This is a genomic window from Lentzea sp. NPDC055074 (assembly GCF_053608005.1).
The window spans coordinates 1-23930 of the sequence record NZ_JBSGUQ010000029.1 but is presented as its reverse complement, the minus strand read 5'-3'; the positions used below and the strand labels follow the sequence as shown (position 1 = coordinate 23930).

Genomic DNA, 23930 nt, shown 5'->3' with positions numbered 1-23930 from the left:
GCGGCGTTGTTCGATGGTCGAGGTGCCGTTTACATTTCGATCCATGACGGTATCCATCTCCGGGCCAGGCGAGCCGATCACGCTCGACATCGCCGCACCCATCGCGCCGACGCGCATGCCGACCACCCGTCGGTACCTCATGTGCCCGCCGACGTACTTCACGGTGGAGTACGCCATCAACCCGTGGATGGATCCCACCCAGCCCACCAGCACGACGCTGGCCGTGGAGCAGTGGACGGCTTTGAAGGAGACCTACGAACGCCTGGGCCACCAGGTGGAGGTCATCGAGCCAGTGCCCGGCCTGCCGGACATGGTCTTCTCGGCCAACAGCGGCACGGTCATCGACGGCAGGGTCCTGGGCTCCCGCTTCCGCGCCTCCCAGCGCTCGGCGGAGGCAGACCACTTCCGCCGCTGGTTCCTCGGTGCGGGCTACAAGTCCGTGGTGATGCCCACCGCCGTGAACGAGGCAGAGGGCGACTTCACCTGGACCGGCTCCTTGCTGTTGGCCGGCACGGGCTTCCGCACGGACCCTCACGCGCACTCCGAGGCCCAGGAAGTCCTCGGCGTCCCGGTCGTGTCGTTGCAGCTCGTCGACCCGCGCTTCTACCACCTGGACGTGGCGCTGTTCATGCTCGACGACCAGTCGCCCACCCCGCTGGTCGCGTACTACCCGGAGGCGTTCTCTCCGGGCTCCCAGCAGGTGCTGCGCCGCCTGTTCCCGGACGCCGTCATCGCCAACGACGCCGATGCTGTTTGTCTAGGACTGAACGCGGTGTCCGACGGCCGGCACGTTGTCATGCCGGTCGAGGCGACGCACCTGGCCGAGCAGGTGGCTCGGCGCGGGTTCGAGCCGGTGTTCGTGGACATCTCGGAGTTGCGCAAGTCGGGCGGCGGCCCGAAGTGCTGCACGATGGAACTGCGCGGCTAGACCTCGCCCACGCAGTGCCGTTCCGCCGTTCCTGCTTGAAGGCCTCAAATGCTGGTTGACCTGCTTCGATGCTGCAAACGACGTCAGCGTCGGCAGGTCACCGTCTGTCGCTGACTGCGGCCTTCTGCGGCTGTCTCTGGAACATGTGTGGAACAAGAAGAGCCCCCGGCGAGATCATCGCCGGGGGCTCTTCTGTGTCGCTTAACTGCGGAATGTACGACCATGACTTTGGCTGAGGTTCGACTCTTCGGGGTCCGCAGGCCTCACTGCTGTGTACCTCTATCGGGTGGCGTCGGACCTTGATCTGATGACCTGGAGCGGCGCGTGAGATTAGTTCACTCTAAAGGATTGTGTGGGACGTCCTGATTGTGACTGAGTGCGCACTATTCTTTGTCGCCTTGAATAAAAGTCCACTTCAGGGTGACAAGAAGGGAAGATCATCTTGTCTCTTGGTCTATGCCCGATGACCGGGTCTTCCTGAGTTGTGGGTTCAGTGCTGTGTCCAATCCTGTCGTGGGCAGCGAGTGGCAGTGCCAGTGATTCCGCGTAGCTGGCTTGAGTTAGGATCCTCGGACCTGTCCTGCTTAGGCTCACGTAATCACAGTCTGCTATTAGGTCCGTGGTTGAGACTATTGCCCCATCTGGAGGGGATCATGTCATCGCCTCAAGGTGGTCCTCCTCGCAATAAGGGTATCCTTCCTTGGGTTGTGCTGAGCGTGTCTATATCGGCGCTACTGGGATTGATTACCAACGCCGCTTCTAATACCCAAAGTTGGCCCGGGCCGCTGGATCTATTGCGAAGGTACCCATGGCCCGCCGCGGCTGTAGTCCTGACGCTAATGATCGTGATCACGGGCTTCATTCATGTACTTCAGGCCGATGGGGAGGGGCGAGGGAAGAAGCGCGCTCCTGCGCTTCTGGCGGCGCTTATTGCGGTGCTGGCGCTCGGCGTGATTGCTGCATTTGTTGTTACTTGGCCGGCCAGTACCGTGGCTGGAAAAGGTCGTCCGTCACCTGATGGTGGTTCGGTGACTGTATCCACAACGACTAATGTGACGCCGAGTGCTTCATCGTCGAACCGTGAATCTGAAGTTGCGACGACGCCGCCGTCGGGTGTCGCGCCTACGAGCGTGGCGTCTTCGAAGGGGGAAATCGGGCAGGATGTCAAACCTCCTGTGGAGTCAACGCGCTTGCCGCCGAACCAGCGGTCAGAACCCGAGATGACTGGATCGCATACCTCGGAGAGCCTGATCGCTTGTATGAACAAAGTTACCAGCGGTGGCTGGGCGAATGCCCGATCCTATAGCGGGCTGAATGAATCCAATCTGGGAAAATCGGTGCGGGGTACGCTTGCGACCGGCTCCAGTCTCACTTACGTCGTTTACGTTTGGGATGCTGAATGTAGGCCTCAAGTCGCTCTGAAGTTGGCGCCAGGATCAAAGGGTTCGTTTTCAGGGGTTCTCGGGCAGCCGTGGTTCTTTGTTCCAGAAGGGGAGTCTCCGCTGCGAAACAGTCATGCCGAGCCCTTTCAGCCAAACGAGTATGGCGTTGAGAATTACAATGATGATCGAGCAATGGTGCAGTACGTCGCCGGGTGAAGTTGAAAACGACGTATCGGCTACAAGTTGCCGTCCAACAAGGCGTCGATCTTCTGGTTCGACCTCTCCCGCTGCCCATCCAGCACCTTCGCGTAGACCTTCAACAGGACGTCGACCGTGTGCCCAGCCCGCTCCGCGACCTCAGCCGGAGGCAGGCCGGCCGCGAGCCACGTCGAGACCGCCGCATGCCGGAGCGAGTACGGCGTGTCCGCCAACGGCGACTTGAACTGCTCCGGCGAGAGTGCGAGCTCACGAACGCGACCCCACGCGTGGGTGTAGACGGTCGCATTGATCGGTCCGCCGCTGATCGTCCCGCGGAACAGCCGCCCATCCGACGTGGTCCCGAAGGTCTCCAGGTGCAGCCGGAGGATCCCGACCAACGCGGGAGGAATCGGCACCGGTCGGACGGCACCCTCAGCCTGCCGCTTGAGCGAGCGTGTCTCCCACAACTCGCCGGAGTCGGTGTACCGCCCATTCGCCCGTGAAGCCGACTTCTCCAGGATGAGTTCACCCCAGCCGGTCTCAGGCAGCTTGCAGTCAGGTTCCCGCAGCCGGTTGACCTCACACGGCCGCAGCGCCGCGTAGTACATCGTCGCGAAGAACCCGTACAGGTAGTCGTACTGCCCGGTCGTGGTGCCCGCGTAGGTCACGGCCGCGAGGCACTGGCGACCTTGAGCCGGGTTCACCACCGATCGCGGATCAACCTCACTCGTGCCCCGTTGCGTCGAGGACTTCAGCCCGGTCACCGGATTCGCATCAAGTTCGCCGACGTCGACCGCGAACCCGAGCAGGTGGTGAAGCACGCCCCGCCGGGTTCGTGTCGTCCACGCCGCCGCAGCCTTGCCATTGAGGTTCCGGCCAAGCGATCGCAGCAGCCGACCAGTCTCGATCTTGTCGGCGAGTTCGCGAACCAGACGCGAGTTCGCCTCGATCCAGTCCGCCGCGTCCTGCTCTTCGCCCGACATCGACCGGTTCCGAGTGTTGTCCGGCAGGAGGCAGGTCGTCAGTACTCGTCGCAGCACCCGAACCGGAGGAGCGCCCTTCTGCGTCCCCACGAACGCGGCCACCGGGATGGCCAGGGTGTCCACGTAGCGCTTCCGAGTGTTGGGCGCCGCCTCCTCCCACGACTCGCTGATGAACTCCTGCGCGAGCTTCAACAGCGACCGCGCGGACTGCTTCTTGACCTCCGATTCCGGCAACCCCGACGTGATGTCGAAGGCTTCGCCCTTCCTGACGAACTGCTTCAGATCGGAGCGCCGGTTGTCCGCGAGCGCCTTGGACTTGTACCACTCCGAGTGCTGCTTTCCGGCCGTCGCCCAGCGGACCCCGTACGGCTTCGGGCGGACCTTCCCGTTCGCGTCCGGCTTGAGGACCTTGAGCGCGTAGATGCTGACCTTGTAGGTGAGGTTCACGCGGCATCACTCCGAAGGCCGAGCAGCCACGCGGCGAAGTCGGCGCCGGAGATGCGCAGCGCCCCGTTCCGCATCTTGTGCACGACAGGAGCGGCACCGGGAATCTGCCGCCACTTGTAGAACGTGTCCTTCGAGATGCGCATCCGGGCGCAGAACTCGTCGGCTGTCATGAAGTCGTCCGGATTAGGCAGCTCGGACATGGTGAGGTCCCCCCTCCTGTTCGTACTTGCGTAGGCGTTGCGCTCGGACCCGTTCGGCGATGCCGGCCGCGAGTTCGCGTTCCGCGTCGTTGTCGTAGCCGGACCCGGCGTACTGCCAGTCGTTGACGACGACCACGGACGCGGGATCAAGGTCGAGGCGCTCGAACATTTCGAGCGTGCGGAACGTCCTGCGCTCTTCGCGGATGGCGCGGAACGTGGTCGAGTAGTGCTTGGACTTGGTGAGGAAGTGGCCGCGGAACCCGAGCATGTGCGCCCACTTCCGCAGGTTCAGGTCCTCGAAGTCGGCCAGGCCGCCGAGGTCCCACGCGGTCTGCACCATCCGCCGGTGGTGCTCGGAGATGTGCAGGATGTCGATGTCCAACTGGGAGCGGATCGGCCGGTCCGCCGTGTCCTTCGCGCCCGTGCCCTTGGTGGCGTATTTGGCGACGTAGCCCGCCAACCGTGCCTCGCTGATCTCCCCGGACTCGTCTTCCACCTGGGAGCCGCGGATTCCCTTGGTGTCGACCTGTTCGCCCCACAGGAGGCGCAGCGCCGAGCCGTCCGGCCGGGTGGTGTCGATCCCGACCGCGCGAGCCGCCGCCTTGATGCAGTCGCCGAGTAGTTCGGCCGTGGCCCACGCCGGGGTGGGGTCGTGAGGCCCGTCCGGTCCGTCGATACGAACGACGGCGTGGAAATGGACCAGGCCTCGCCGCTGGTATTCGGCGACCTTGGCGTAGGAGAGCCGGGCGTGGTGCTTGAACTCGGCGACCTTCAGGCCGGCCGCACCAGCGAGCTTGCGGCGCAGGGCGATGGTGAACCGGTGCCACAGCTTGCCCGCGTGTGCCTGCCAGAGCACCGCGCCCGTGTAGTCGTAGCTGCAGGGATCGACGGCACCGCCGATACGAGGGTCGTCGCCGTGGTGCCATTCGCCGCAGCCCGTACAGGGCCGGACCTTGCCGGTCGTGGCGATCGGTCGGTTGTGGACCGGACCGAACGACGGAGCGGTGAGCGTCGCGAACACCCGAGGCTTCTGGGAGACGTCCGCGGGAACGCCCTTGCTGCCACCAGCCAGCCCCGCGTGCATCAGGTGGTAGGCGTCGGCCGCGTACCGGTCGGAGCAGGCCGGGCAGACCGACTCTCGGCGGTTGCCGCACGGGACCATGACGTCCCCGCCGATGTGCTCGATCACGCCGCCGTTGAGGTCCTGGAGTTGGAAGGCGCCGGACAACCGGATGGGTGCGGCGCATCCGCCGATCGCGGTCACCCGGTCTCGCCATGCCCGGAAGTCGACCGCCTTGACTCGTGCGGTGATGCGGTCTTCCAGAGTGAGCACGGATGACGCTCCTTCCGTTGCGGGGAAACGAAAAAGCGGGCACGACCGGTGTTCTGGTCATGCCCCGCGTTGATCGAGATGGGTCAGGCCGCGAGCTGTGCGGCGATGCGCTCCGCGTAGTCCTCGGGCACGTTGAGTGCGTCCTGGACGTCCTGCGCCGTCAGTGCGCGGCCTTGAGCGCGGACCTCGTTCGCCTTGGCGTCCAACGCGCCCTGGAGGTGCCCAGGAAGCCGCACGGCGGACCGAACAGGTGCCGGGGCAGCAACAGGGTTGGCGGGAACGGGAGCGACGACCTGAGCGGCCAGATCACGCGCGGCGTTGCACCGCTGCTGAATGACCGGCATGACTTCGGCCAGCAGGAACACCACGAGCGGGATCACGAGGTGCAGGAACACCATCCCGGCGTTGATCTGCCCGTCCGGAGGCCGCAGCGACGACCACACGTTGGTGACGAGTGTGGCCCCGAGCAGCACCCGCTTGAGCCACTTGACCGGCCGGTCATCGACCGCCAGGCCGTGCGACAACATCTGTGCTTCCCAGCGCAGGAGCGTGATCAGGATTCCGGCGAAGGCCGGTTCCACGAGCCACGCGCCCCACCACATCGGGTCAGACGGCCCGAGGCTCCCAGCGAGGAACGCTTGCACTCCGGTCGCCGTGAAGCCGAGGCCGCAGGTCATGAAGCACCACATGGAGCGCGTCACCGAGACCCGGAACCGGTCTGCACGCACCGCCGCAAGCAACGGGTTCGCGGCGAGTTGGTGGATGTCCTGCGCCTCATCGAGCTGCGCCCGGAGCCGCCGAACGGTTCGAGTCTCGCGAGGTTCGGAGGGCTCAGTTTCGTTGGTGTGCTTGGACTTCCCGGACACAAGGCCACCTACTTCCCGTATGCAGCCTTGCGGAGGAGTGCCCCGAGCCAGAGCAGTTCGGCGACGAGCACCAGGAGCCCGACGAACCCGAACAGCAGGTACATGCACAACAGCGAGGCCGCAGCGGCGAACACGATGTGCGCGACGCGGGCGAAGCTGCGGAGATTGACCGGGACGGCGAGCACGAGCTTCATCAGGCCACGTCCTTTGCGTTCCTGGCGGGGTAGTGGATGCGGCGGCGTTCGGCGCCAGACAGGCCGCCCACGACGCCAAAGGCGTTGTCTCGGTATCGCGCGGGTCCGTTCGCCTCCCAGCTGAGTTGGTTCTCGCGGCACTCGGCGAGGACCGGGCAGGTGGCGCACACGGCCTTGGCGGCGGCGGTTCGGCCGGCGGTGTGGAACAGGCTCGGATCGGCGTCGGCACAGGCGGCCCGGTCACGCCAGGCGGGCGGTTCGCCGCCGAACAGGAGCTTCATCAGCACGCGGTAGCCGTGCGGCTCGGTGTTCACGCGGCCACCGCCAACGGCGAAGACGGGCTACGGCGTGCGGCCTGGACGACCTGGGCGACCTCATCGAAGGTGACCTGTTCCGGCGAGCACGCGGAGAGCCGGAAGGCATTGGCAAGCACCGCCGCCGAGTTGGACTTGAGCTTGCCGCCCAGCTCGACCACCGAGGCCGACGCGACCAGCCCCAGCGTGATCCCGGACTTGGTCCGTCCGGTCGCAGCCACCGACAGGGTTCCCGCGGCTTGCAGGGACCACGTCAGCTCGACCCCGTGCAGCGAGGCCGCCCAGACCAGCAGGCACGCGAGCCGATCAGGCGCGGTGCCGGAGGTGAACTCGGCGTGCACCGAGCCGGACGGCGTGGAGATGACCAAGCGGTCCGGCCGTGGCAGGCCGAGCGTGCGGATGTGGCCGCGGATCGAGCGGAGCAGGCCGTCCAGACGTCGAGGCGCACTGTTTTCGGGCATGACAAGACCTCCACGATTAGTGGCGAAAAGTGTTGGGGTGAAAGAAATTCAGGCGATCGAGCGGATGGAGCCGGTCTGTCCGTTGCGGACGAACTCCACGAGTTCGCGGATGTTGTCGTCCGTCGTGTACGCCGCGCGGACCCGACGAGGAACGCGTGACCGTTCGTCCGTGCGGTAGCCGATGCCAGCGGTCTCAGGCACGGCGGGAATCTGGTCCGCAATCGCGCCCCGCTCCCGAGCGCCCTCACCAAGCACCATGTCGGGGTGCGTCGGTGACGTGGCGCGCAGGCACACGCGGTTCGGGAACAGGTCCCGGATCTTCAGCGTGTCCTTGTCCGGTTCCTGGATGTAGGCGTCAGCAACGTGCAGAGTCGCGCGGCCCATCGACGTTCCCCGAGCCAGCAGAGCCGTGATCTCTCGGGCGTACTCCGGCCGGTAAGCGACCAGAGAACCGATCTCGTCCACGATCAGGAGGTTGAGCGGGTACTCACGCGAGGGTTGGACCGACCGAAGCCCCGCCCGCTGCATCCGCTTCTGGGTGCGATCCATGTCGTTCACCCACATCTCGATCAGCTCCAGGCAATCGCCCGCGTCATCGGCGTAGCGGTTCTCCGTGATCGGTTTGATGGCCGCGAACTCCAGGTACTTCGGGTCGCAGACCCACAAGCGGACGATGCCGTCCCTGATCAGCGGGGCCATCGAGCGAAGCTTGGCGAACGCGAGCGAGTTCTTGCCCGACCCCGTGCCACCAGCCGTCAGGGTGTGCGTGCCCTGGATGGGTTCGGTCCAGTCGCCGCCGTACTCGTCCTCACCGAGGAGCACCGCCCGCAGGTTCACATCCTCGGAGTGCTCGGGCATGTCCGGCGCCGGGATGATCTCCGTGAACGGTTCGTCACGCTGGACCACGAGCGCCACGTAACCGGGCTTCGTCAGCTCGATCGCAACGCGTTCAGCCTCGATCGAGTGCGCCAGCTCTTCGGCCTGCCGGGCGAAGTGCATCGGTGATTGGCCCTTGGCCAGCTTCACCAACACGGTGTCGATCGACGGCGAGTACGACCGGACCCGCACCACACGCGGGTAGTTCGTGACCCTCTTCCGACGGTGCTCGGTTGTGAGCTTGTGGACGTCCATCAGGTCTCGCCAACGTCCACCGGAGTAGGCCCCGAACCACCGACGCTGCCAGGCCCTCAGGACCGGCGCGGCCAGCGTGTCGAACGAGTCCGGGTGACCCCGGTACCAAAGCCCGGTCGCACCAGCCGCGCCACCGAGGACGTAACCGGTGGTCGTCGGGCCGAGCGTGGAGGCACCGGCAGCAACAGCCGACGGCGCGAGCATCCATTCCGGGTTCCTGGCCAGCCACCGCGCCGCGCGGAACTCGGCGGCAACGACGCGCTTGCTTGCGTTCCATTTCCAACCCACTGTTGAACTCCTAGGTAGATGCGCGACGGCCGACCCTCGAACGTGTCGAAGATCGGCCGCCGCGTTGATCAGTGCGGATTTAGTCCTTGGGTAGTTGCCCGCGGGCGTAGGACGCTTCCGTGGTCAGTACGCTGACCGAGCGGACGAACCGGCGCCGCAGGTCCGTGAAGCCCTCCCGACGAACCGGAATGCCGTCCATGGCCGTGCGGAGTTGCTTCATCGCCTGGTCCAGGTTGGACACGGCGTTGTCGAGCTGGTGAGACATCGATCAGGCTCCCCACTCTTTGGCTTTCAAATTGATCTCGTGGCGCTTGGCTTGCTCCCGGAGCGCACTGAGGTCGTTCCGTGCGGTCCGCAGATAGCCCTTGAGTTCGTCCGGCGTGGCGACCCGCCAGCTGCCAGCCTTTCCGGGCTTCTCGCTCATCTTGTTGATGAGCTTTTCCAGCGGCACGAGCAGTTCCTCAACGAAGTCCATTGCGCCAACGAACGAGCCGTACCTCTGCTGTGCCCGCTCGTTCAACATCTCTTGGATCAACTTGCCAACCTCTCAGTCCTCGTGTCGCCCACGTAGATGAAGCGGTACAGCGCTTGCTGCAACTCCAGGTGGTCCCGCCAGCTCTGGCCGACGCCCGGAAAGCCGTGCTTCGCAAGAACTTCGCCGACCTCGTGAACGAGGCCGAATGTGAAGCGCGGGTCGTCGCCGTCGGGATCGGCGGGTTCGATCGGGTATGAGCGCTCATCCATGCCGAAACTCCTTTCGGGAGGTACGGCAAACCCAGGAACGAAGGCATACCTGGGTTCACCGAATCTCCCGGAGCGCACGAAATGCTCCGGATTTAGGCATGGTTCGACTCACTGTGGAATTCTCAAAGAACAAAATTGAGCGCCCTGGCCCGACTCGAAGCGGGCTACCGGCCTACCGGGCAGGGCTCACGGGACTAAGCCGCGGGAGCCACCACGACCTGCGCCGCCGGGGTGAGGCCGTCCGCCTTGAACCACAGGCCGGAAGCGGTGATCTTCCCGTCGTCCCCGCGCATCTCGTACGTGTTGATCACGGGGTTGACCAGCTCGATGTAGTCGCCCTCCTCGAACCCCGCGCCGGGGTCGCGGGGGAGGTTGACGCGGATCTCTTCGCCCTTCGCCTTACGGCGGCCCTCGGTCGGTCGGGGCTTGGCGAACAGCACCACCACGAACTGCTCTTCGTTCGTGTGGCGGTCGATCACGGGCACCAGCTGCCCGCCGTCCAGCTCGCGCATCTTCACGCAGGGCGTTTCGGTGATCATGAGCTTGTAGTGGGACAGGATCACCGGGATGTCGTTCAGAGCCACGTTGGTACCTCTCGTAGTAGGCCTTGCTCTATCACTACAACCAACATAGCTAGTAGAGCTAGAAGAGTCACTGGTCCAATCGGGTGATATTCAGCTTTGCTAGCTTTGTCGCTACAGTGTGTGCATGGCACTTGATCCCGCGGACCCGCGGCCGGCGTATCAGCAGATCGCTGATGACCTGCGGCGATACATCGCGTCCGACGCCGTGCAGGTGGGGGACAAGCTGCCATCTCTGGCCGAGTTGCAGACGAAGTACGGCCGCGCCGTCATGACCTTGCAGAAGGCACTGGACGTGTTGCGCACCGCTGGACTCGTCATGTCCCGCCAGGGCGAGGGCACCATCGTGGTGAAGAAGCCAGAAGCCCACACGGAGGAGCCGGAAATTGGCTCCCCGCATGAGCTTCGGGCGATCCTGGAGAAGATCAGCGGCACACTCGACAACCTCAGTGAGCGCGTTTCCGCCGTCGAGGCGGAGGTGTTCGGCTCTCCTTCAGATGGTCCTCGATCCGGGTCAGACGATCGCTAAGTTCGTCCACCTTGGAATCCAACTTGGAGGCCAAGGCGTACAGGTCCCGCCACGTCTCTGCGGTCCATCCGGTCTCTGACACCTTGTCCTCCTTCGCTGCTACCGGTTGTTCTTCTGGTGTGTAGGCGGTTCTGCCCTCCGTGCGGCGAACCGTCGCCAGGCGACGATGCCCGCGTAGACCACGACGAAGGACGTCAGAGCTTCCGCCACTCGACCGATCACGCCGGGCTTTCCGGCCCGCCAGGTCCCGTCTCTCCGAACCACTCCGCGTCGACCGTCAGCGCGTGCCGCCCGGCGAGCTGATCCGGCAGCTCCTCGGGCGTCGTGCCGACCTTCGCGGCGAGATCCTCGAAGTTGAGCTTCGGCCAGTTCGCCGTGAGTGCGTCGACTCGATCGGCGAAGGCCGTCGCGGCGCGCGAAAGGTTCCGCGCGAAACCGATCGCGAGCTCAGCCGCGTCCTGCCGCCCCGCCAGCTGCACGGTGATCTGGGAGTCGCCGCACATCACGACGAGCGACGGGTGGCCTTGTGCGTGTTCGACCAGCGATGCTTCTGCGTCCTCTTCTGGCTGCACCAGTACGTAGAAGCCCATGTGATCCACCTCCGTTTGCGCCTGGGTCTTGTAGAACCACAGTCGCCCGCACGGAGCATCGATCCAATATCAACTAGCGATGGCGGTATCGCTGGTATCGATAAGTCCAGGTTAGGGGCGTAATTGACCCGCTACACTCGGCTCAGGTTCGGGGGTTGACCAGCAGGGGAGGGGGCGCGCGTGAGTTCGTCCAAGCAGCGCTGCCGCACCTGCGACACCCTCTTGGCGAGCGACCGCAAGGGCACCTTGTGCGGCCGTTGCGAAGCCGCCCACGCCACCCACGCGCCCGTGCAGCGACCAGAGTTCTGGCTTCAGCCGTCGATCCAAGACGCCCTGCGCACCTTCAACATCGGCCAGGTCTTCCGCGCGTACCGCCAGGCCCACAGCCCGACGTTGCCGCAATCGACCCTCGCGGCGTGGCTCGACATCACCCAGGGCCAGGTCAGCGTCATCGAGCGCGGACGCCGGCCGGTCACCGATCTCGAACGCCTTGAGCGCTGGTGCAACGCCTTGCGCGTGCCGCACGAGCACCGATGGTTCCGTGCGGGTTATCGCGATGCGGAAACCCAAGCGCCGCAAGAGAAATCACTTTCCGACCTTGGTCTTGCCTACGCGGCCTCTCTCCCGACTACGGTGGAAGTCGTAGCCGAGCTTGGGAGGCACGACATGGAGCGCCGCACCTTCCTGTCCAGCGCGTTGTTCTCTGTCGCCGCATCGGTCGCACCGAGCCGAGATTGGTTGCTCGCCACGCTCGACGAGGCGACCACGGCCACCGGCAAGATCAGCACCGAGCAGGTCCAGGCGATCCGCCGCACCTTCGGTGTCTTCCAGGAGCTCGACGTGATGCGCGGCGGTGGCCATGCCCGCGAGCAGCTCGCGTCCTACCTGACCTCGCACGTCGTGCCGCTGTTGAAGTCCAACGACCCCGAGACCCCCAACGGCGCCGCGCTCTACGAGGCAGCCGCGGAACAGCTCTACCTGTTGGGGTGGATGGCGTTCGACAACGGCGAGCACGCCTTGGCTCAGCGCTACTTGATCCAGTCGCTCCGCCTGGCGGAAGCCGCCGCGAGCCCAGACCTTGGCGCGCACGTTCTGGCCGGCCTTTCGGACCAGGCGACGCTGACTGGTGAGCCGGAGCAGGCGGTGCAGCTCGCGAAGGCTGGACGCGCCGGGCTTCTCGCCAAGGGCAACTCGACCGCGTGTCTCGCAGATCTCTACGCGCTCCAGGCTCGCGCCGAGGCAGCGATGGGGGACGGGAAGGCCGCCGCGAAGAGCGTGCACCTGTCAGAGACGGCGTTCGAAAACGTGTCTGTGGAGGATGAGCCGGAGTGGGCGCGATTCATCGACCCGGCGTACCTCAATGGCGAGCATGCCCACACGTTCCGCGACCTCGAACGGCCCGAGGAAGCAGCGCATTTCGCCGGATTGTCCATCGTTGAATCCGAGCGTCAGAGCCGAGCACGTCGCGGGTCGATGGCCCAGGCTGCCCTCGCCCGCGCAGCGATCGATTCTCACGATCTTGAGGCCGCAGCTTCCGCTGGCATGGCGGCGGCGAAACTCGCAGCTACTGTGAAATCGTCTCGTTCGGTTGAGGCAGTTGCCGATCTTCGCGCCCGTTTGCGTGCTCACGGAGAGTCGCCTGCTGTACGCGACTTCCTCGACGTGTCAGGGGCGCTGCTGCCTTCTATGGGCCCTCGCTCCTAAGCTTGTTGCCTTCGGAACATCGAAACAGTTCGACATTCGGGTAATCCGACAACCGGGGGACCGGTCAAAATATCGTGCAGCCGCAAGTGGGATGAGCGAGAGCGAGGTACCTAGACTACACGCTTCGCTCGATTGGCGGCATATGGGTCGAGCCGTCGAATAAACCAGTCCGCGATCTCCTTCACCGTCTCAACGAGTTCGAGCGCCTTTCGCTCGGTCAACCCTTCGTTGAGCCCGTGCGCAATCTGATTGCGGCGTGCGACCAATAGCACTAGCTGGCGGCGTATGCGGTTGTCGTCAGAATCGAGGACCTCCTCAAACTCTGCTTGCCAGCTATGGTCGAAACGGCCGAGTAGGGCGATCAAGTTTTCGGGCGAAGGATTTCGACTCTTCGTCATCCAGGACAACGCGAAGGTTAGTGCTGTTCCACCTGCCCGTCGGTTTAGGAACTCGGTAACAGTTTCGTGGACGACTTGTTCAAGATATCCACAGGATCTGACGACGAGGAACCTTGTCAACCAGATCTGCTCATCAACGTCCCGTTCCTTCGAGTTACGTACAGCGTCAGCAAGGCGGTCTAGGTTTGTCTCAAGTGAGTTGAGTCCGAACGGTGGCCAGCTCGTTGCTCTCATCGGGCCGTCGCAAGAACTGCAGTCGCCCGTTCGAGCCGATCGCGCACGTTCTCTTCACGTGCAGTAGCCCGTGAGATTGCGGACCCAAGTTTGTCGTCCCTGGCGAGTTCGATCAGAGCTTCATTGATCTCAGCCGGATCCATGTCGCCTCCTGCGGCAGCTCTCCGCATCATCGCGACGCACACTGCTTCCAACAGTGCCACGTTAAGGCGGGTGGGGCGGCGAAGCAGTGGCCGAGCGTCGGCTGCGAGGAGTGTGTCGACTGCCGTTTCAAAGAGTTCGGCAAGCGCGGTACCGCCGTCAAGCTTCCTAAGATCCCGATGATCTCCAAGGAAGTCATTCAGGAACTTCTTAAGAGGCGTGTAATACTCCTCGCTCCTTACATAGAGTGCAAGAATGCGGAGGATGAGTTCATGGTCTCGTAGCCGTGGTGACTTAGGGCCGTATAGTGACCGCCAGGAAGGTAGGTCATTTAGCCGTGCAAGCATCCCAACGAACGCGCCAGGGTATAGGGCAATTCGGATTTCGTGTGGCGTGAGTTGTGTTCCGCCAGAGTTTAGACGCTCGAAAACCTGATAGATCGCTTCGAGGGATTCTTTGCTTCCGTCGGTTCGCACGATGGTAGCTGTAATGAATGTGTTGTCAAGCGTTCGGCGCAGCTCTGGATTGAGCGATCGATAGGTGAGTCCCTTGAACGAATTCGCCACATTCTCCAGCGCAAATTCAACACCATTGTGTATGCCGCCATAGAAAGCTTCAAGCGTCTTGAGTCGTTGTTGGCCGTCTAGGACTAGGAGTCGCTTGTCAACCTGCTGGACAAGCATGATTCCGGGGATGGGATACCCGAGAAGTAGCGACTCGATGAACCGATCCATTTGTGGGCGACGCCAAACAAAGCTGCGTTGAAACCCCTCAAGCTCAAGCGAGTCATCGCCGTGCCCAAAGTTGGGAATCACGATGTCGCCGCGGGAAAGTCGGCGCACTAGTCCTTCTGCATCGAAGTCCGTGCCTGAGTAAGTAACGCCCTCGACCTCAGCCTCTGCTTCGCCAACTTCCTGGAGCTCGTCGTCGGTCAGAAGTGCTGACTCCTCATCGACGGGGTCCTGGTCGCCGACGGCAAGGTCGTTCTGCGATGCAGCCATGCGCCGCAAGCTACCGCGCTTGCGTACGGAGCTCTAGCTGTCGGGGCAGGCGTGTTCAGAGTTTCTTTTCTTCATCAAGGCGGCCCCTGCGGGGCCGCTCGGCCGCACTGTGCTGATTCCGGCCGGCAGGGGCTTAACGGCCCCGTCCTTGTGTCGCTCGGGCAAGCGGGCGGGGCCCGGCCTTCGGCCACCCACCCGCGCCCGGCGACGGGGAGGTAGGGCCTACCCCGGCCAGCCGAGGCAGCGGCCGAACGACCCCGCAGGAGCCGCGAAGTGGAACGCCTTATTCGGCGTACTCGTAATAGCCAGGCCCGCCTGCTTCGCGTTCAGGCACCATCTTGTAATAGTGCATTCGCCGACCACTGGGGTCGAACACGCCAATCTCAAGTGGATAGCCACCGTCGGCGTATCGAGTCTTCTCGACCTGTCGTCCGTTCATTGGTCCACCGCTAAGAATTGCCGTGAACTTCAGATTGGCTTCGCCGCTCGCGTCTTGCTCTGATTTCATAGCGTGGATCCAGCGTCTGTAGTGTGAAGACTACGGAAATTCGAGTTCTTCTTGCTCTGGAAGCCTGCCATCGAACGAAAGCTTCATCTGGAGCTCGCTGAGTTCATCTATTGCAACCTCGCGAAGCAAGGGTACGGCGTTGAGTAGAATCTCCGGCAAGCTTAGCTTTGTTTTGGTGCGGCCTGAAGTGGTGTTGGTCGTGAAGTCGCACGACAAGTGGCGGCCATCAGTGAGTGTGATTTCAACCCGGCGGACTGACGACCCTTCGCCAAGCTGCTCGGCGAAGGATCCTAGGCTTTCATCCTGAAGTACAGTGGAGGTGTCTGAATAGTATTTAACCGTCTGATGGCCATTCGAGATCACGACCTCATCGATGCGTGCGCGAGCCAGTGCGGCGCGCCTGTAAAGATCCTCGATCTCAATGCCGTCGCTAAGTTCTGGCTTGATGACCTCAAGGTCGTCGATCTTCTCCGACAAGTATGCAGAGTACCCTTTGCCTTTAAGGCCTAGGAATCTAGTGTCTGCAAACCAGTAGGTGTCAGGATGGGGGTTATTGGACAAGTGCTGCTGCTCGCTGCGAATCCGGCACGATCGGGCCCAGAGGACATCAAGGTTGGATCGCATGAACTTGTCCAAGTTCTTCGATCCTGATGGCAGCGACAACTCTGATAGGCGTTTCAATGACACACGGCTTCCCAGTCGCCGCCAAAAGTCATCGTCTTCAATCGCCTCATACTCGAAGATGAACTGAAGAGCTTCCGTAGGTAGCTCTTCGGCTAGAGTGCGACGCCCAGGGAAACGTTCCAGTGATCCGCCCGCGGCAACCCAAACAGCCTGCAAGAGGCCCTGAATCCTGCTTGACTGCTGGCTATTCAGGTACGCGTCAAGTATCGACGTCGCGCGACGAGTCGGCTCCTCCAAGTTATGGAGGGCGCCATCAATCCCGTTAGACAGCGAGTGTGACGTCAACTCTGCGCCGGGGATGTCCATGAGTCCGCGTCCGCCCTGGGCAATTGCTGAAGATACGAGTTGCATAAACGGCGAAGCGCGGTCTCTGATGAGTGTTTCTAGCCCAGGTGCGTCGGTCACCAGTGTGTTGTGCTGGCGGGAATCGGACTCTAGCTTGTCGGTTAGTTGGCTATCTTGTGGACGTGGCGTCTCGGAGAGGCCAAATACAATTGGGCGATTCTCGCTAACAAGCGAGATGTCTTCGATTAGATTCTCGATGTTTGAGTTGAACCGCAGGTATATGTATCGATCGGGGATCGCTGGGTCGCTTGGCCAGCTGGCGACAAGGTCTGGAACAAAGCTGTGGTTGAAGTATTCAGTCTTCTTTACGCGCGCTCGCGGATCTAGGGCCGCTATCTCGTCCATTACGGCCACCTTGACAGCCTCGACACTCTCGGAAGGGCGCGGCAAACTCAGCGCATTGGCGATGCGCAATGAATAGTTTGTTGTGCTCACCGATCTCCCTTCATTGTGTCGTACTTGCGAATGACGCCAAGGTGCTCACGGGTGAGGGTTAGCTTTTCCTGCCGCTTAGAAAGAACCCACATCCACAGCCGGTCTGCGACGTCTTTACACGTTTGATCGACTATGAGCGAGTTTGCTTCGTCCTCATCGGCCACATTGAACACCCTGTCTCGGTGGAGGAGGACGCTGGCCTTCACCATTTCTGGAGAATCCAGCTCGTCCCACTCAGTGACCAGGAAAGGAGCCCATGTTATCCACGTGAAGTTGTCGCATCGATCTGGGCGGAGCTGGAAGGCGCGGTAACACTGTGCAAGGTACTTCCGGTAGTGGGTACCTTGGTCCTGGGCGCTCTTGTACATCTTGGATTCGGCAAGGAACTCTTGCCCATGAAGCTCTTCGCCGAGAAGAATTCCGCCAAGATCGAAAGAGAAGTCTTTGCCATTAGCCCACGGGAAGGTGAGCTTTGGTATCGAGATCGGGTCAGGGTTAACCCACTGGACGTTTGCGCGTGCGAATGACTCAAGATAGAGCTTCGCTCGGCGTGCGCCGTCGGCCCCTTTGGCCTGGGTCTCCTCGCCTGACACGAGGCGCACTCTAGCTCTGTCCTGTTACCCATAGCGATCACTGCCCCGTCCATGTCCCCCAGATGTCCCAACGGTTCTGCGGGTGGAGCCAGCTGGCGTTGGACCATAAGGAAGCGCCGCGAGGCTACCCCTCGGTAGCCAACCTTGCATGCCGGTTCGGCCGACGCTTTGCGGGGAGGCGGGATGGGGACGAGCGCCTGGTCGGTCAGCTTGCCAGCGCTGGGCACGGCGCTCGGCTGCCGCTCCTGTGGACCGCTCAACGCCTTGACGGCGTCGACCGGCCCACAGGCTTGCCCACGAACCTTGGCCATAGATGGGTAGGTATGTCGGCTTGCCTGGCTTCTGTGGGCTGAGCAGCGGTCACTGGAACACGTATGGAACGCCGATCGCAGGTGAGCCCAATTGAGTGCTGTTATCGCAGGCTACGCGGTCTAACGGGCAGGATGCGGGAACTCCGCACGATGGAACTGCGCGGCTAGACCTCGCCCACGCAGTGCCGTTCCGTTGTTCCTGCGTGACGGGCTTACATGCCGGTTGACCTGCTCGGATGCTGCCAACGACGTCAGCGCCGCAGGTCACCGTCTGCCGCTAACTGCGTCGGTCTGCCACGGCTCACGGAACATGCACGGAACAAGAAACGCCCCGAGCAAGATCATTGCTCGGGGCGTTCTCATATGAGCCTACCTGCAAGTTTGTGTGCATCTGACATCGCTGCGGCGTTGAGTGGAGTGTCGACTGTGACGCTCCTTAATCGGACGTTCTGTCGCCTGGCTCGTGGTGCTTCTGGCGTGACTTCTGCAGCTGGTCGAGTTTGGCGATGACGGATGCGGCGTCAGAAAGTTCGCCGAGTGAATCGATATCACCTTCGCTCAGTGTTGTCGCAATGACTTGTCCATCGTGCTTAACGACGACGATAGAACCAAGCCTGATTACAGCAACATCGACATCTTTCATTGCAGAGATCAGATTAGTTACTGCGGAAACGTTAATGCGCTCGTCAACTGAGATGCTCGGCTTGGGTCGTAGGGACTCATTTTGATGTTCACCTGCAACGACTTGGAGCCAGCTTGAACGCCAAGCCTCGGTGTCTTCCACTCCGCACGCTCGAATGAAGGCCTCAATGTTGGACCATGACGGAGTGCGTCGCAGGTCACCTTTGGCAATATTGTATGCGGTACTTCTTGCGAGCGGGAGGCCGATCCGCTGCGAATTCTCTGCCATTTGCCTGTATGACATTCCTGTTGTTGTCATCAGGTTTCTGAGAGCACGATGGAATTCTTCGGCGGTCGTCGCGTGGGCTACTAGCTCGCTGCCTGAGCGTTCATCGACGTTCACGGCGACCTCCTGTTGCGTGAAGCATGGCTCGCTTGACGCGACTGTCCACGTTCGTCCATCCTAGACGAACGTGGACGCCCGTCTACGGGACCGGGGCCCTCACTGGGCTTGCAGATGGGACGCATGGTCATGGTAGACGTGAGGTGGATCATCCTCGCGATGATCTTGATCGGTGTGTGCTGGTTGATCTATCGCCGGCCTGTTTGGGCAGTCGCGGCTGGAGTTGCGTTGGCAGCCGCAGCGCTTGGTTACACGATCATGTTCACCGCTGAGTCCAGCCACAGCGCAGGTCCAACATGCGTTGTATCCACCGATCGCCGCTAGCGGCAACTTCCTTCGCCCCGGCTACGACCAGTCGTAGCTGGGGCGAAGATCTATTCACATGTCGTCGCCATGGTCTACGACGTCTTCGCCGAGCAGCTCCGTGATCTTCAGGTTGGACTTGTCCCGCTGACGTCCATCACCTTCGCGTAGACCTTCAGCAGAACGTCCACGGTGTGGCCCGCCCGCTCCGCTACCTCGGTCGGGGGCACGCCGGCCGCGAGCCACGTCGACACAGCGGCATGACGGAGGTCATACGGAACGCCCGCCAGCGGCGAGGCGGCCTGCTGCGGAGAGAGCCCGACCTTTCGGGCCTTCTTCCAAGCGTCCGTGTAGACCGTCGCACTGATCGGCGCTCCGCTGACGTTCCCGCGGAACAGACGGCCGTCCGACGTAGTGCGGAACGTTGTGAGGTGCCACCTCAAGACGGCCACGAGCTGCGAACGGACCGGGACAACCCGCACGGAGCCCTCAGCCCGCCGCTTCAGCGTCCGCTCTTCCCACATCTCGCCCGAGTCGGTGTAGCGGCTGTTCGCCCTCGAAGCCGACTTCTCCAAGATCAGCTCGCCCCAACCGGTCTCGGGGAGCTTGCAGTCCACCTCACGGAGCCGGTTGACCTCGCACGGCCGCAGAGCGGCGTAGTACATCGTCGCGAAGAACCCGTACAGGTAGTCGTACTGGCCGGTGATTGTCCCCGCGTACGTGACGGCCGCCAGGATCTGCCGCCCCCGTTTCGGGTTGAGCACCGACCGAGGGGCAACCTCGACGTTGCCCTGCTGAATCGCGGCCTTCTGGCCGGTGACCGGGTTGGCCACGAGTTCTATCTTGTGCAGCGGCCTATGCGGACCTTGTTGCGGCGGAACGAAAGGCAACGGGCTACCTGACTAGGGCTTGGAGGGCTCGTGGTACCGATCCGCCGATCGTCAGGTCGCTTCCGGCTCTGGTTGATCGTCTCGAAGCCCTAGTTTCCTAGCGTTACGTGTCATTCGGACGGGTACGCGTCTGCCATCAGTGTCCTGGCGTCATACTGATGAGCGCGATCACGTGCAAGAGTACCGTTTCCGGCCGCCGCTACGAAGTAAAACTGTGACGGCCACGAAGAGTAGGGCTTAATTTGCCGGTGCGCAAACCAGCGTCGTAACTGCGTGCGGCCGATAGCACGTTGATCTGCCAAGTCAGGCTCGAACTGCCTGGAATGCGAGCTGGAAGTTCTGGGCCTTCTTCAATCTCGTCAACTTCTAAGACAGGCTTTTTGTTTCCGTATGGAACTATCTTGAACCCTTGAATGCTCACGTCGCCGCGACCTTCGTTCGTAACGGTGAAAGTCATCGAGACACGACGAGCCGCGGGATCCGTTTCAATGTGGAGCACGACTAGGCGCAGCCGTGGACCGCTCGCTCGGTAGCTCAGGTATGCAATGCGAGCAGCTAGGCTTGAGACCAGTAGTGCGAAGAGGGATGTCCCCAAAGCTGCGTATGCAACCCATGTAGGTGCGCCTCCAGGCATAGCCGGAGCATAGACGGAGCAGGTTCAAGAGGCTGGGTTGGTACCGTGACCGCTGTGTTCAGAGTTTCTTTTCTTCATCAAGAGGCTGGGTTGGCACCGTGACCGCTGTGTTCAGAGTTTCTTTTCTTCATCAAGGCGGCCCCTGCGGGACCGCTCGGCCGCACTGCGCTGATCCCCGTCCGGCAGGGGCTTAACGGCCCCGTCCCTTTGTCGCTCGGGCAAGCGGGCGGGGCCCGACCTTCGGCCACCCACCCGCGCCCGGCGACGGGAGGTAGGGCCTACCCCGGCCGAACGGGGTAGCGGCCGACCAGCCCCGCAGGAACCGCGGAAGCTTATGAATCGACCTGTTCAGCGGACGCTGGAACAGAACTTAGGTAGCCCTGAATCTCCGCTCCCATGTTGCCGCCTGGTCGGAAATATACCTGCTTATGTGCAAGGATCGCTTGTATTTCATTAAGCTTTTGAACGTTGTCTTCCGCAACAACCGTTCTCTGCATTGCTGGGCCGACGCAAACGAAGCAGTCGGGAGACAAGGGCATGCCTACTCCTTGTGAGTCGCCTATCGCCATATTCAACCAGACTGCAGAGTTTTGAGGATCAAAGTTGAAGGCGAAGGCGGGGGAGTCGCTTATTGCAAATTCGACCCCGGCGGGCGGTGGAGAATCTCGACAGATAAAGGCTGAAGAATCTTGCAAACCCTCAGGAACATCACCTCAATGCTTTGGCGGAAAAGCGAACCGTCAGACTCTCTCTCGCGCCAAGGCTTGAAGTGCTCCTCGATGAGAATGCTCAGTACTTCATCTCCGCTCGGTCAGAGGCCGTGAACCCTGAAGAACTCGCGCACTACCTTATCTCTATGTTCTGTCAACATTCTGTGGCGAGCGTAGAGTTCAGCGCTTCGGACGCTATCGCCATGTACCTGGGCATAGCGATAGCTGCGCACATAGTGCAGAGCGATACAGTCCTTGACCACGTCAATCGACGTCGGATCAAGTTCAGCCTTGCGGTCGCAAACTATAGCCAAAGAGGCGGGAATCTTGTTCTCGACGATCTGCCAGATCTTCTCCATCGACTCCGACCGGTACTTGACGAAGTCGGTAACCTTCGCACAACCTCTAATCCCTTTCGGGTCAAGGTGCATACGCTTGGCGACATCGTACCTGCCCACTTTGCGCGAGCCATCTTCAAGAATCGAAGTGAAGCGTTTCAAGATCACGCGCGATACAAGATGCTGTTCTGACACTCGGCTGTCAGCTTCCGCGTCGAGTTCGCGCAGTCGCCTGAGAGATTTTTCTGACGACTCGCGTGGCGGAAAGTGCCATTGGGTCATGACTCAGTATGCCAAACCAGCGCCCATTGAGCGAGTCGGTAAATGTCTGCGCTATGCGGAGGTTCTCCGCACTCAAGTCCCAAGATCATTAACAGCTGGACGACCGCATCACGAGCGTTTCACGGCGCTACGTGATGGCCTTCGCCGACCCTTGACACCGCCGTCCAGCCGCTAGGTACAGCCGGGGAGCGGGAGGTGTGGCCGAGAGGTGAGTGCGGTAACAGGCTGTCCGCGAAGGCGATACAGGTAGCACCGTTATTGAGGAGATGCGAGTGCCTCTAGAAACCTGGTCGTGCGATGTCTGCGGCGGGCCGATCACGAGCGCCCAGAACGATGGGCTCGTCGTCTGGCGGACGCGGCAGGACGATGGCCGCTACATCGACTACGACTTCAAGATCGTTCACAAGACCATCGAGTCAGATCCAGATCCTCGGCGATGTGATCCTGGCAGTGCGGCCGGGTACAGCGGAAACTTGGACTTGCCGCTGCTCCTGGGAGCCGATGGCCTTACCTGGCTGCTCAGCATGCTGAGTAACGGGCCACTCGCGGGTGGCGGTGGCCGGAACGTAGCTGACTTGGATGAGTACGTTCATCTCGTTCGCCGTCTTCAGACGCCGTACTACGAAGAGGCCCGCGTCAAGTTCAACGACGAAGACACGCATCACTGGTTGAGCGATGCAAACGAGGTTCTGCCCTACCTGCCTGACACCTTGCGTCGCATCGCAGAGGGAACGCTGGGTCGATAGGCGGCTCCGAGTTCATGCCTGTGTGCTGCAGGGCCTAGTCGCCATTGGATATCTAGAGGGGCAGTCGTTACCGACCGCCAGCGCAGTTGAGAGCCCGTCGCCTTGTCTGCCGTGACAGGCTTCCAGGCTGACGAGCTTCTAACTCGCATGGCGTTGTGCCCACGTGGGGACGAGCGCCGAGTAGCCGATTTGCTTCCGCTGGGCACGGCGCTCGGCTGCCGCGCCTATGGACAACTCACCGCCTTGACGGTGTCGACCAGTCCACAGGCTTGCCGACGGAACATGCACGGAACAGAGTGCGCCCGCGGAACGGTCGGCGGGACCTCAGTCGCAGCTCACAGCCGTGATCGGCTCATTTTCGAAGCTCCGCACGATGGAGATCAGAGACTGACGGATGGCTCTGCGGTTCTCGGTCTGCGCTGGGCGGAGTCCCGAGTGGGCTCCGCCGAACGCAGGAGGCCGTGCCGATCTCTCTGACGGGCCAGAGCGTTCTGTGGGTCGCAAGGTCACAGCCGCAACAGCCTCGGTCGTTGCGCTATGTCGCAGAGACGAAGTCTGCCGACCAGTCGACTACGAACGGCTTCCCAGGGCAGCTTGGTGACCAGCCAGCGGCAAGGGCTGTGCGGATGCCGTTGGCGACGTCGGCCGGCGTGACCGGAGCGGCAGGTGCGTTGATCCAGTTGCTCGGGTGTGGCCGGCTGGTCTTGACGACCAGGACGGTTCCCGCGGAGTCGACCTGTTCGACCGCATAGCTCAACGGTGTCCAGGCGAGGCCTTAGCAGTACGTCGGCTTGTGTCGAACGCGCCAGCGATAGACCGTGCCCTCGACGATGATCCGCCGAGAGCCCTTTTTTGCCAGAGCCATGCTCGCCCCAAGATCTTGCTTGTCAGAGCACGAAATGTACCTGGACTGGCACTGTCGTCCGCACTGATATCCGCTGGTGCGCGCGGCCAGTTCGCGCCTGAAACTCCGCAGCCCCGTCCTTGAAACGTGGTGCGGGACAGCTACGGAACAGGGACTACCTGTATCGGCGTATCTGCAGCTAGGTGTAGTGCCCTGAGACGTTGTCGACGCGGCTGATGGGTGGTTGTCCGCCGAGTGCGGTGTGGGCTCGGTGGTGGTTGTAGTGGTGCAGGAATTTTGGCAGGGCGTCGGCGCGTTGCTGGCTGCTGGTGAATACCTGGGCGTAGGCCCATTCTTCGGCGAGGGTGCGGTTGAAGCGTTCGGCTTTGCCGTTGGTCTGGGGCCGGTAGGAGCGGGTGAGGCGGTGGCTGGCGCCGAGGTCGGCCATCGCATCGCGGAAGGCGTGTGAGCGGCGGTAGGCCATGGCGTTGTCGGTCATGATCCGCTCGATGGCCGGGATGCCCTGTGTGGCGAGGGCTCGGGCTGCTCTGCGCAGGAAGGCTGCGCAGGTGGTGGCGGTCTCGTCGGGGTGGATCTCGGCGTAGGCCAGGCGGGTGTGGTCGTCGATGGCGCAGT

At 62.3% G+C, this 23930-nt stretch carries 26 protein-coding genes; 5 read left to right on the top strand and 21 right to left on the bottom strand.

Features of this window, described 5'->3' with window-relative positions:
- Positions 1 to 115 precede the first annotated feature (115 nt).
- Together ddaH and ACWF7A_RS41135 are read left to right on the top strand one after the other, a co-directional pair.
- A complete protein-coding gene (gene ddaH, locus ACWF7A_RS41140; protein WP_452255942.1) occupies positions 116 to 928 on the top strand; it encodes a dimethylargininase in 813 nt (270 codons plus the stop codon).
- An 845-nt stretch (positions 929 to 1773) separates the two neighbouring features.
- Entirely contained in the window at positions 1774 to 2526 is a 753-nt protein-coding gene (locus tag ACWF7A_RS41135) for a hypothetical protein (RefSeq protein WP_452255890.1), read from the top strand.
- A gap of 20 nt (positions 2527 to 2546) precedes the next feature.
- On the opposite strand, the gene ACWF7A_RS41130 is transcribed toward ACWF7A_RS41135, so the two are convergent.
- From ACWF7A_RS41130 to ACWF7A_RS41075, 12 genes are all read right to left on the bottom strand, one after another.
- Complete coding sequence (locus ACWF7A_RS41130) at positions 2547 to 3938, bottom strand: tyrosine-type recombinase/integrase (protein WP_452255889.1); 1392 nt, start codon at positions 3936 to 3938, stop codon at positions 2547 to 2549.
- Positions 3935 to 4138 (bottom strand): helix-turn-helix transcriptional regulator, encoded by a 204-nt coding sequence (locus ACWF7A_RS41125; protein WP_360399615.1) that lies wholly within the window; start codon positions 4136 to 4138, stop codon positions 3935 to 3937. Before ACWF7A_RS41125 ends, ACWF7A_RS41130 begins: the two co-directional genes overlap by 4 nt.
- Positions 4122 to 5471: a replication initiator gene (locus ACWF7A_RS41120; RefSeq protein ID WP_452255888.1), complete on the bottom strand. Its 1350-nt coding sequence runs from the start codon at positions 5469 to 5471 to the stop codon at positions 4122 to 4124. Before ACWF7A_RS41120 ends, ACWF7A_RS41125 begins: the two co-directional genes overlap by 17 nt.
- An 83-nt stretch (positions 5472 to 5554) precedes the next feature.
- Positions 5555 to 6199: a hypothetical protein gene (locus ACWF7A_RS41115; protein ID WP_452255887.1), complete on the bottom strand. Its 645-nt coding sequence runs from the start codon at positions 6197 to 6199 to the stop codon at positions 5555 to 5557.
- Positions 6200 to 6345: 146 nt separating this feature from the next.
- Positions 6346 to 6531 (bottom strand): hypothetical protein, encoded by a 186-nt coding sequence (locus tag ACWF7A_RS41110; RefSeq protein ID WP_452255886.1) that lies wholly within the window; start codon positions 6529 to 6531, stop codon positions 6346 to 6348.
- A complete protein-coding gene (locus ACWF7A_RS41105) occupies positions 6531 to 6845 on the bottom strand; it encodes a WhiB family transcriptional regulator (RefSeq protein WP_312877562.1) in 315 nt (104 codons plus the stop codon). Before ACWF7A_RS41105 ends, ACWF7A_RS41110 begins: the two co-directional genes overlap by 1 nt.
- On the bottom strand, positions 6842 to 7306 hold the full coding sequence (locus ACWF7A_RS41100; protein WP_452255885.1) for a hypothetical protein: 465 nt from the start codon (positions 7304 to 7306) through the stop codon (positions 6842 to 6844). Before ACWF7A_RS41100 ends, ACWF7A_RS41105 begins: the two co-directional genes overlap by 4 nt.
- A gap of 48 nt (positions 7307 to 7354) precedes the next feature.
- Entirely contained in the window at positions 7355 to 8725 is a 1371-nt protein-coding gene (locus ACWF7A_RS41095) for an FtsK/SpoIIIE domain-containing protein (RefSeq protein WP_452255884.1), read from the bottom strand.
- Positions 8726 to 8804: 79 nt separating this feature from the next.
- On the bottom strand, positions 8805 to 8990 hold the full coding sequence (locus ACWF7A_RS41090; RefSeq protein WP_355306549.1) for a hypothetical protein: 186 nt from the start codon (positions 8988 to 8990) through the stop codon (positions 8805 to 8807).
- Between the two features lie 3 nt (positions 8991 to 8993).
- The gene (locus ACWF7A_RS41085; protein WP_245848828.1) at positions 8994 to 9260 is read right to left on the bottom strand and encodes a hypothetical protein; all 267 of its coding nucleotides are present in this window, start codon (positions 9258 to 9260) and stop codon (positions 8994 to 8996) included.
- Complete coding sequence (locus tag ACWF7A_RS41080; RefSeq protein ID WP_452255883.1) at positions 9257 to 9469, bottom strand: hypothetical protein; 213 nt, start codon at positions 9467 to 9469, stop codon at positions 9257 to 9259. Before ACWF7A_RS41080 ends, ACWF7A_RS41085 begins: the two co-directional genes overlap by 4 nt.
- 194 nt (positions 9470 to 9663) lie before the next feature.
- The gene (locus ACWF7A_RS41075; RefSeq protein ID WP_086666398.1) at positions 9664 to 10053 is read right to left on the bottom strand and encodes a hypothetical protein; all 390 of its coding nucleotides are present in this window, start codon (positions 10051 to 10053) and stop codon (positions 9664 to 9666) included.
- A 124-nt stretch (positions 10054 to 10177) separates the two neighbouring features.
- Here ACWF7A_RS41075 and ACWF7A_RS41070 point away from each other — a divergent pair, with 124 nt between their 5' ends.
- Positions 10178 to 10579, top strand: a complete 402-nt coding sequence (locus ACWF7A_RS41070) for a GntR family transcriptional regulator (protein WP_452255882.1) — start codon at positions 10178 to 10180, stop codon at positions 10577 to 10579.
- Between the two features lie 218 nt (positions 10580 to 10797).
- Here ACWF7A_RS41070 and ACWF7A_RS41065 read toward each other — a convergent pair whose 3' ends face one another.
- On the bottom strand, positions 10798 to 11169 hold the full coding sequence (locus tag ACWF7A_RS41065; RefSeq protein ID WP_452255881.1) for a hypothetical protein: 372 nt from the start codon (positions 11167 to 11169) through the stop codon (positions 10798 to 10800).
- 180 nt (positions 11170 to 11349) lie between these two features.
- Here ACWF7A_RS41065 and ACWF7A_RS41060 point away from each other — a divergent pair, with 180 nt between their 5' ends.
- The gene (locus tag ACWF7A_RS41060; protein WP_452255880.1) at positions 11350 to 12873 is read left to right on the top strand and encodes a helix-turn-helix domain-containing protein; all 1524 of its coding nucleotides are present in this window, start codon (positions 11350 to 11352) and stop codon (positions 12871 to 12873) included.
- Between the two features lie 110 nt (positions 12874 to 12983).
- Here ACWF7A_RS41060 and ACWF7A_RS41055 read toward each other — a convergent pair whose 3' ends face one another.
- The 7 genes from ACWF7A_RS41055 to ACWF7A_RS41025 form a co-directional block, all read right to left on the bottom strand.
- Positions 12984 to 13505, bottom strand: coding sequence for a HEPN domain-containing protein (locus tag ACWF7A_RS41055; RefSeq protein WP_452255879.1), 522 nt, complete (start codon positions 13503 to 13505; stop codon positions 12984 to 12986).
- The gene (locus tag ACWF7A_RS41050) at positions 13502 to 14647 is read right to left on the bottom strand and encodes a DUF262 domain-containing protein (protein WP_452255878.1); all 1146 of its coding nucleotides are present in this window, start codon (positions 14645 to 14647) and stop codon (positions 13502 to 13504) included. The genes ACWF7A_RS41055 and ACWF7A_RS41050 overlap by 4 nt, the downstream gene beginning before the upstream one ends.
- 538 nt (positions 14648 to 15185) lie before the next feature.
- A complete protein-coding gene (locus ACWF7A_RS41045; protein WP_452255877.1) occupies positions 15186 to 16619 on the bottom strand; it encodes a hypothetical protein in 1434 nt (477 codons plus the stop codon).
- Entirely contained in the window at positions 16616 to 17212 is a 597-nt protein-coding gene (locus ACWF7A_RS41040) for a hypothetical protein (protein WP_452255876.1), read from the bottom strand. The genes ACWF7A_RS41045 and ACWF7A_RS41040 overlap by 4 nt, the downstream gene beginning before the upstream one ends.
- 747 nt (positions 17213 to 17959) lie before the next feature.
- Positions 17960 to 18547 (bottom strand): hypothetical protein, encoded by a 588-nt coding sequence (locus tag ACWF7A_RS41035; RefSeq protein WP_452255875.1) that lies wholly within the window; start codon positions 18545 to 18547, stop codon positions 17960 to 17962.
- Positions 18548 to 18978: 431 nt separating this feature from the next.
- On the bottom strand, positions 18979 to 19683 hold the full coding sequence (locus ACWF7A_RS41030) for a hypothetical protein (protein WP_452255874.1): 705 nt from the start codon (positions 19681 to 19683) through the stop codon (positions 18979 to 18981).
- Positions 19684 to 21185: 1502 nt separating this feature from the next.
- Positions 21186 to 21704, bottom strand: coding sequence for a hypothetical protein (locus tag ACWF7A_RS41025; protein WP_452255873.1), 519 nt, complete (start codon positions 21702 to 21704; stop codon positions 21186 to 21188).
- A gap of 272 nt (positions 21705 to 21976) precedes the next feature.
- Between ACWF7A_RS41025 and ACWF7A_RS41020 the strand changes: the two genes are divergently transcribed.
- Positions 21977 to 22450, top strand: coding sequence for a hypothetical protein (locus ACWF7A_RS41020; RefSeq protein WP_452255872.1), 474 nt, complete (start codon positions 21977 to 21979; stop codon positions 22448 to 22450).
- Between the two features lie 1043 nt (positions 22451 to 23493).
- On the opposite strand, the gene ACWF7A_RS41015 is transcribed toward ACWF7A_RS41020, so the two are convergent.
- A partial coding sequence (locus ACWF7A_RS41015) for an integrase core domain-containing protein (protein ID WP_452255871.1) occupies positions 23494 to 23930 on the bottom strand: 437 nt, incomplete at its 5' end.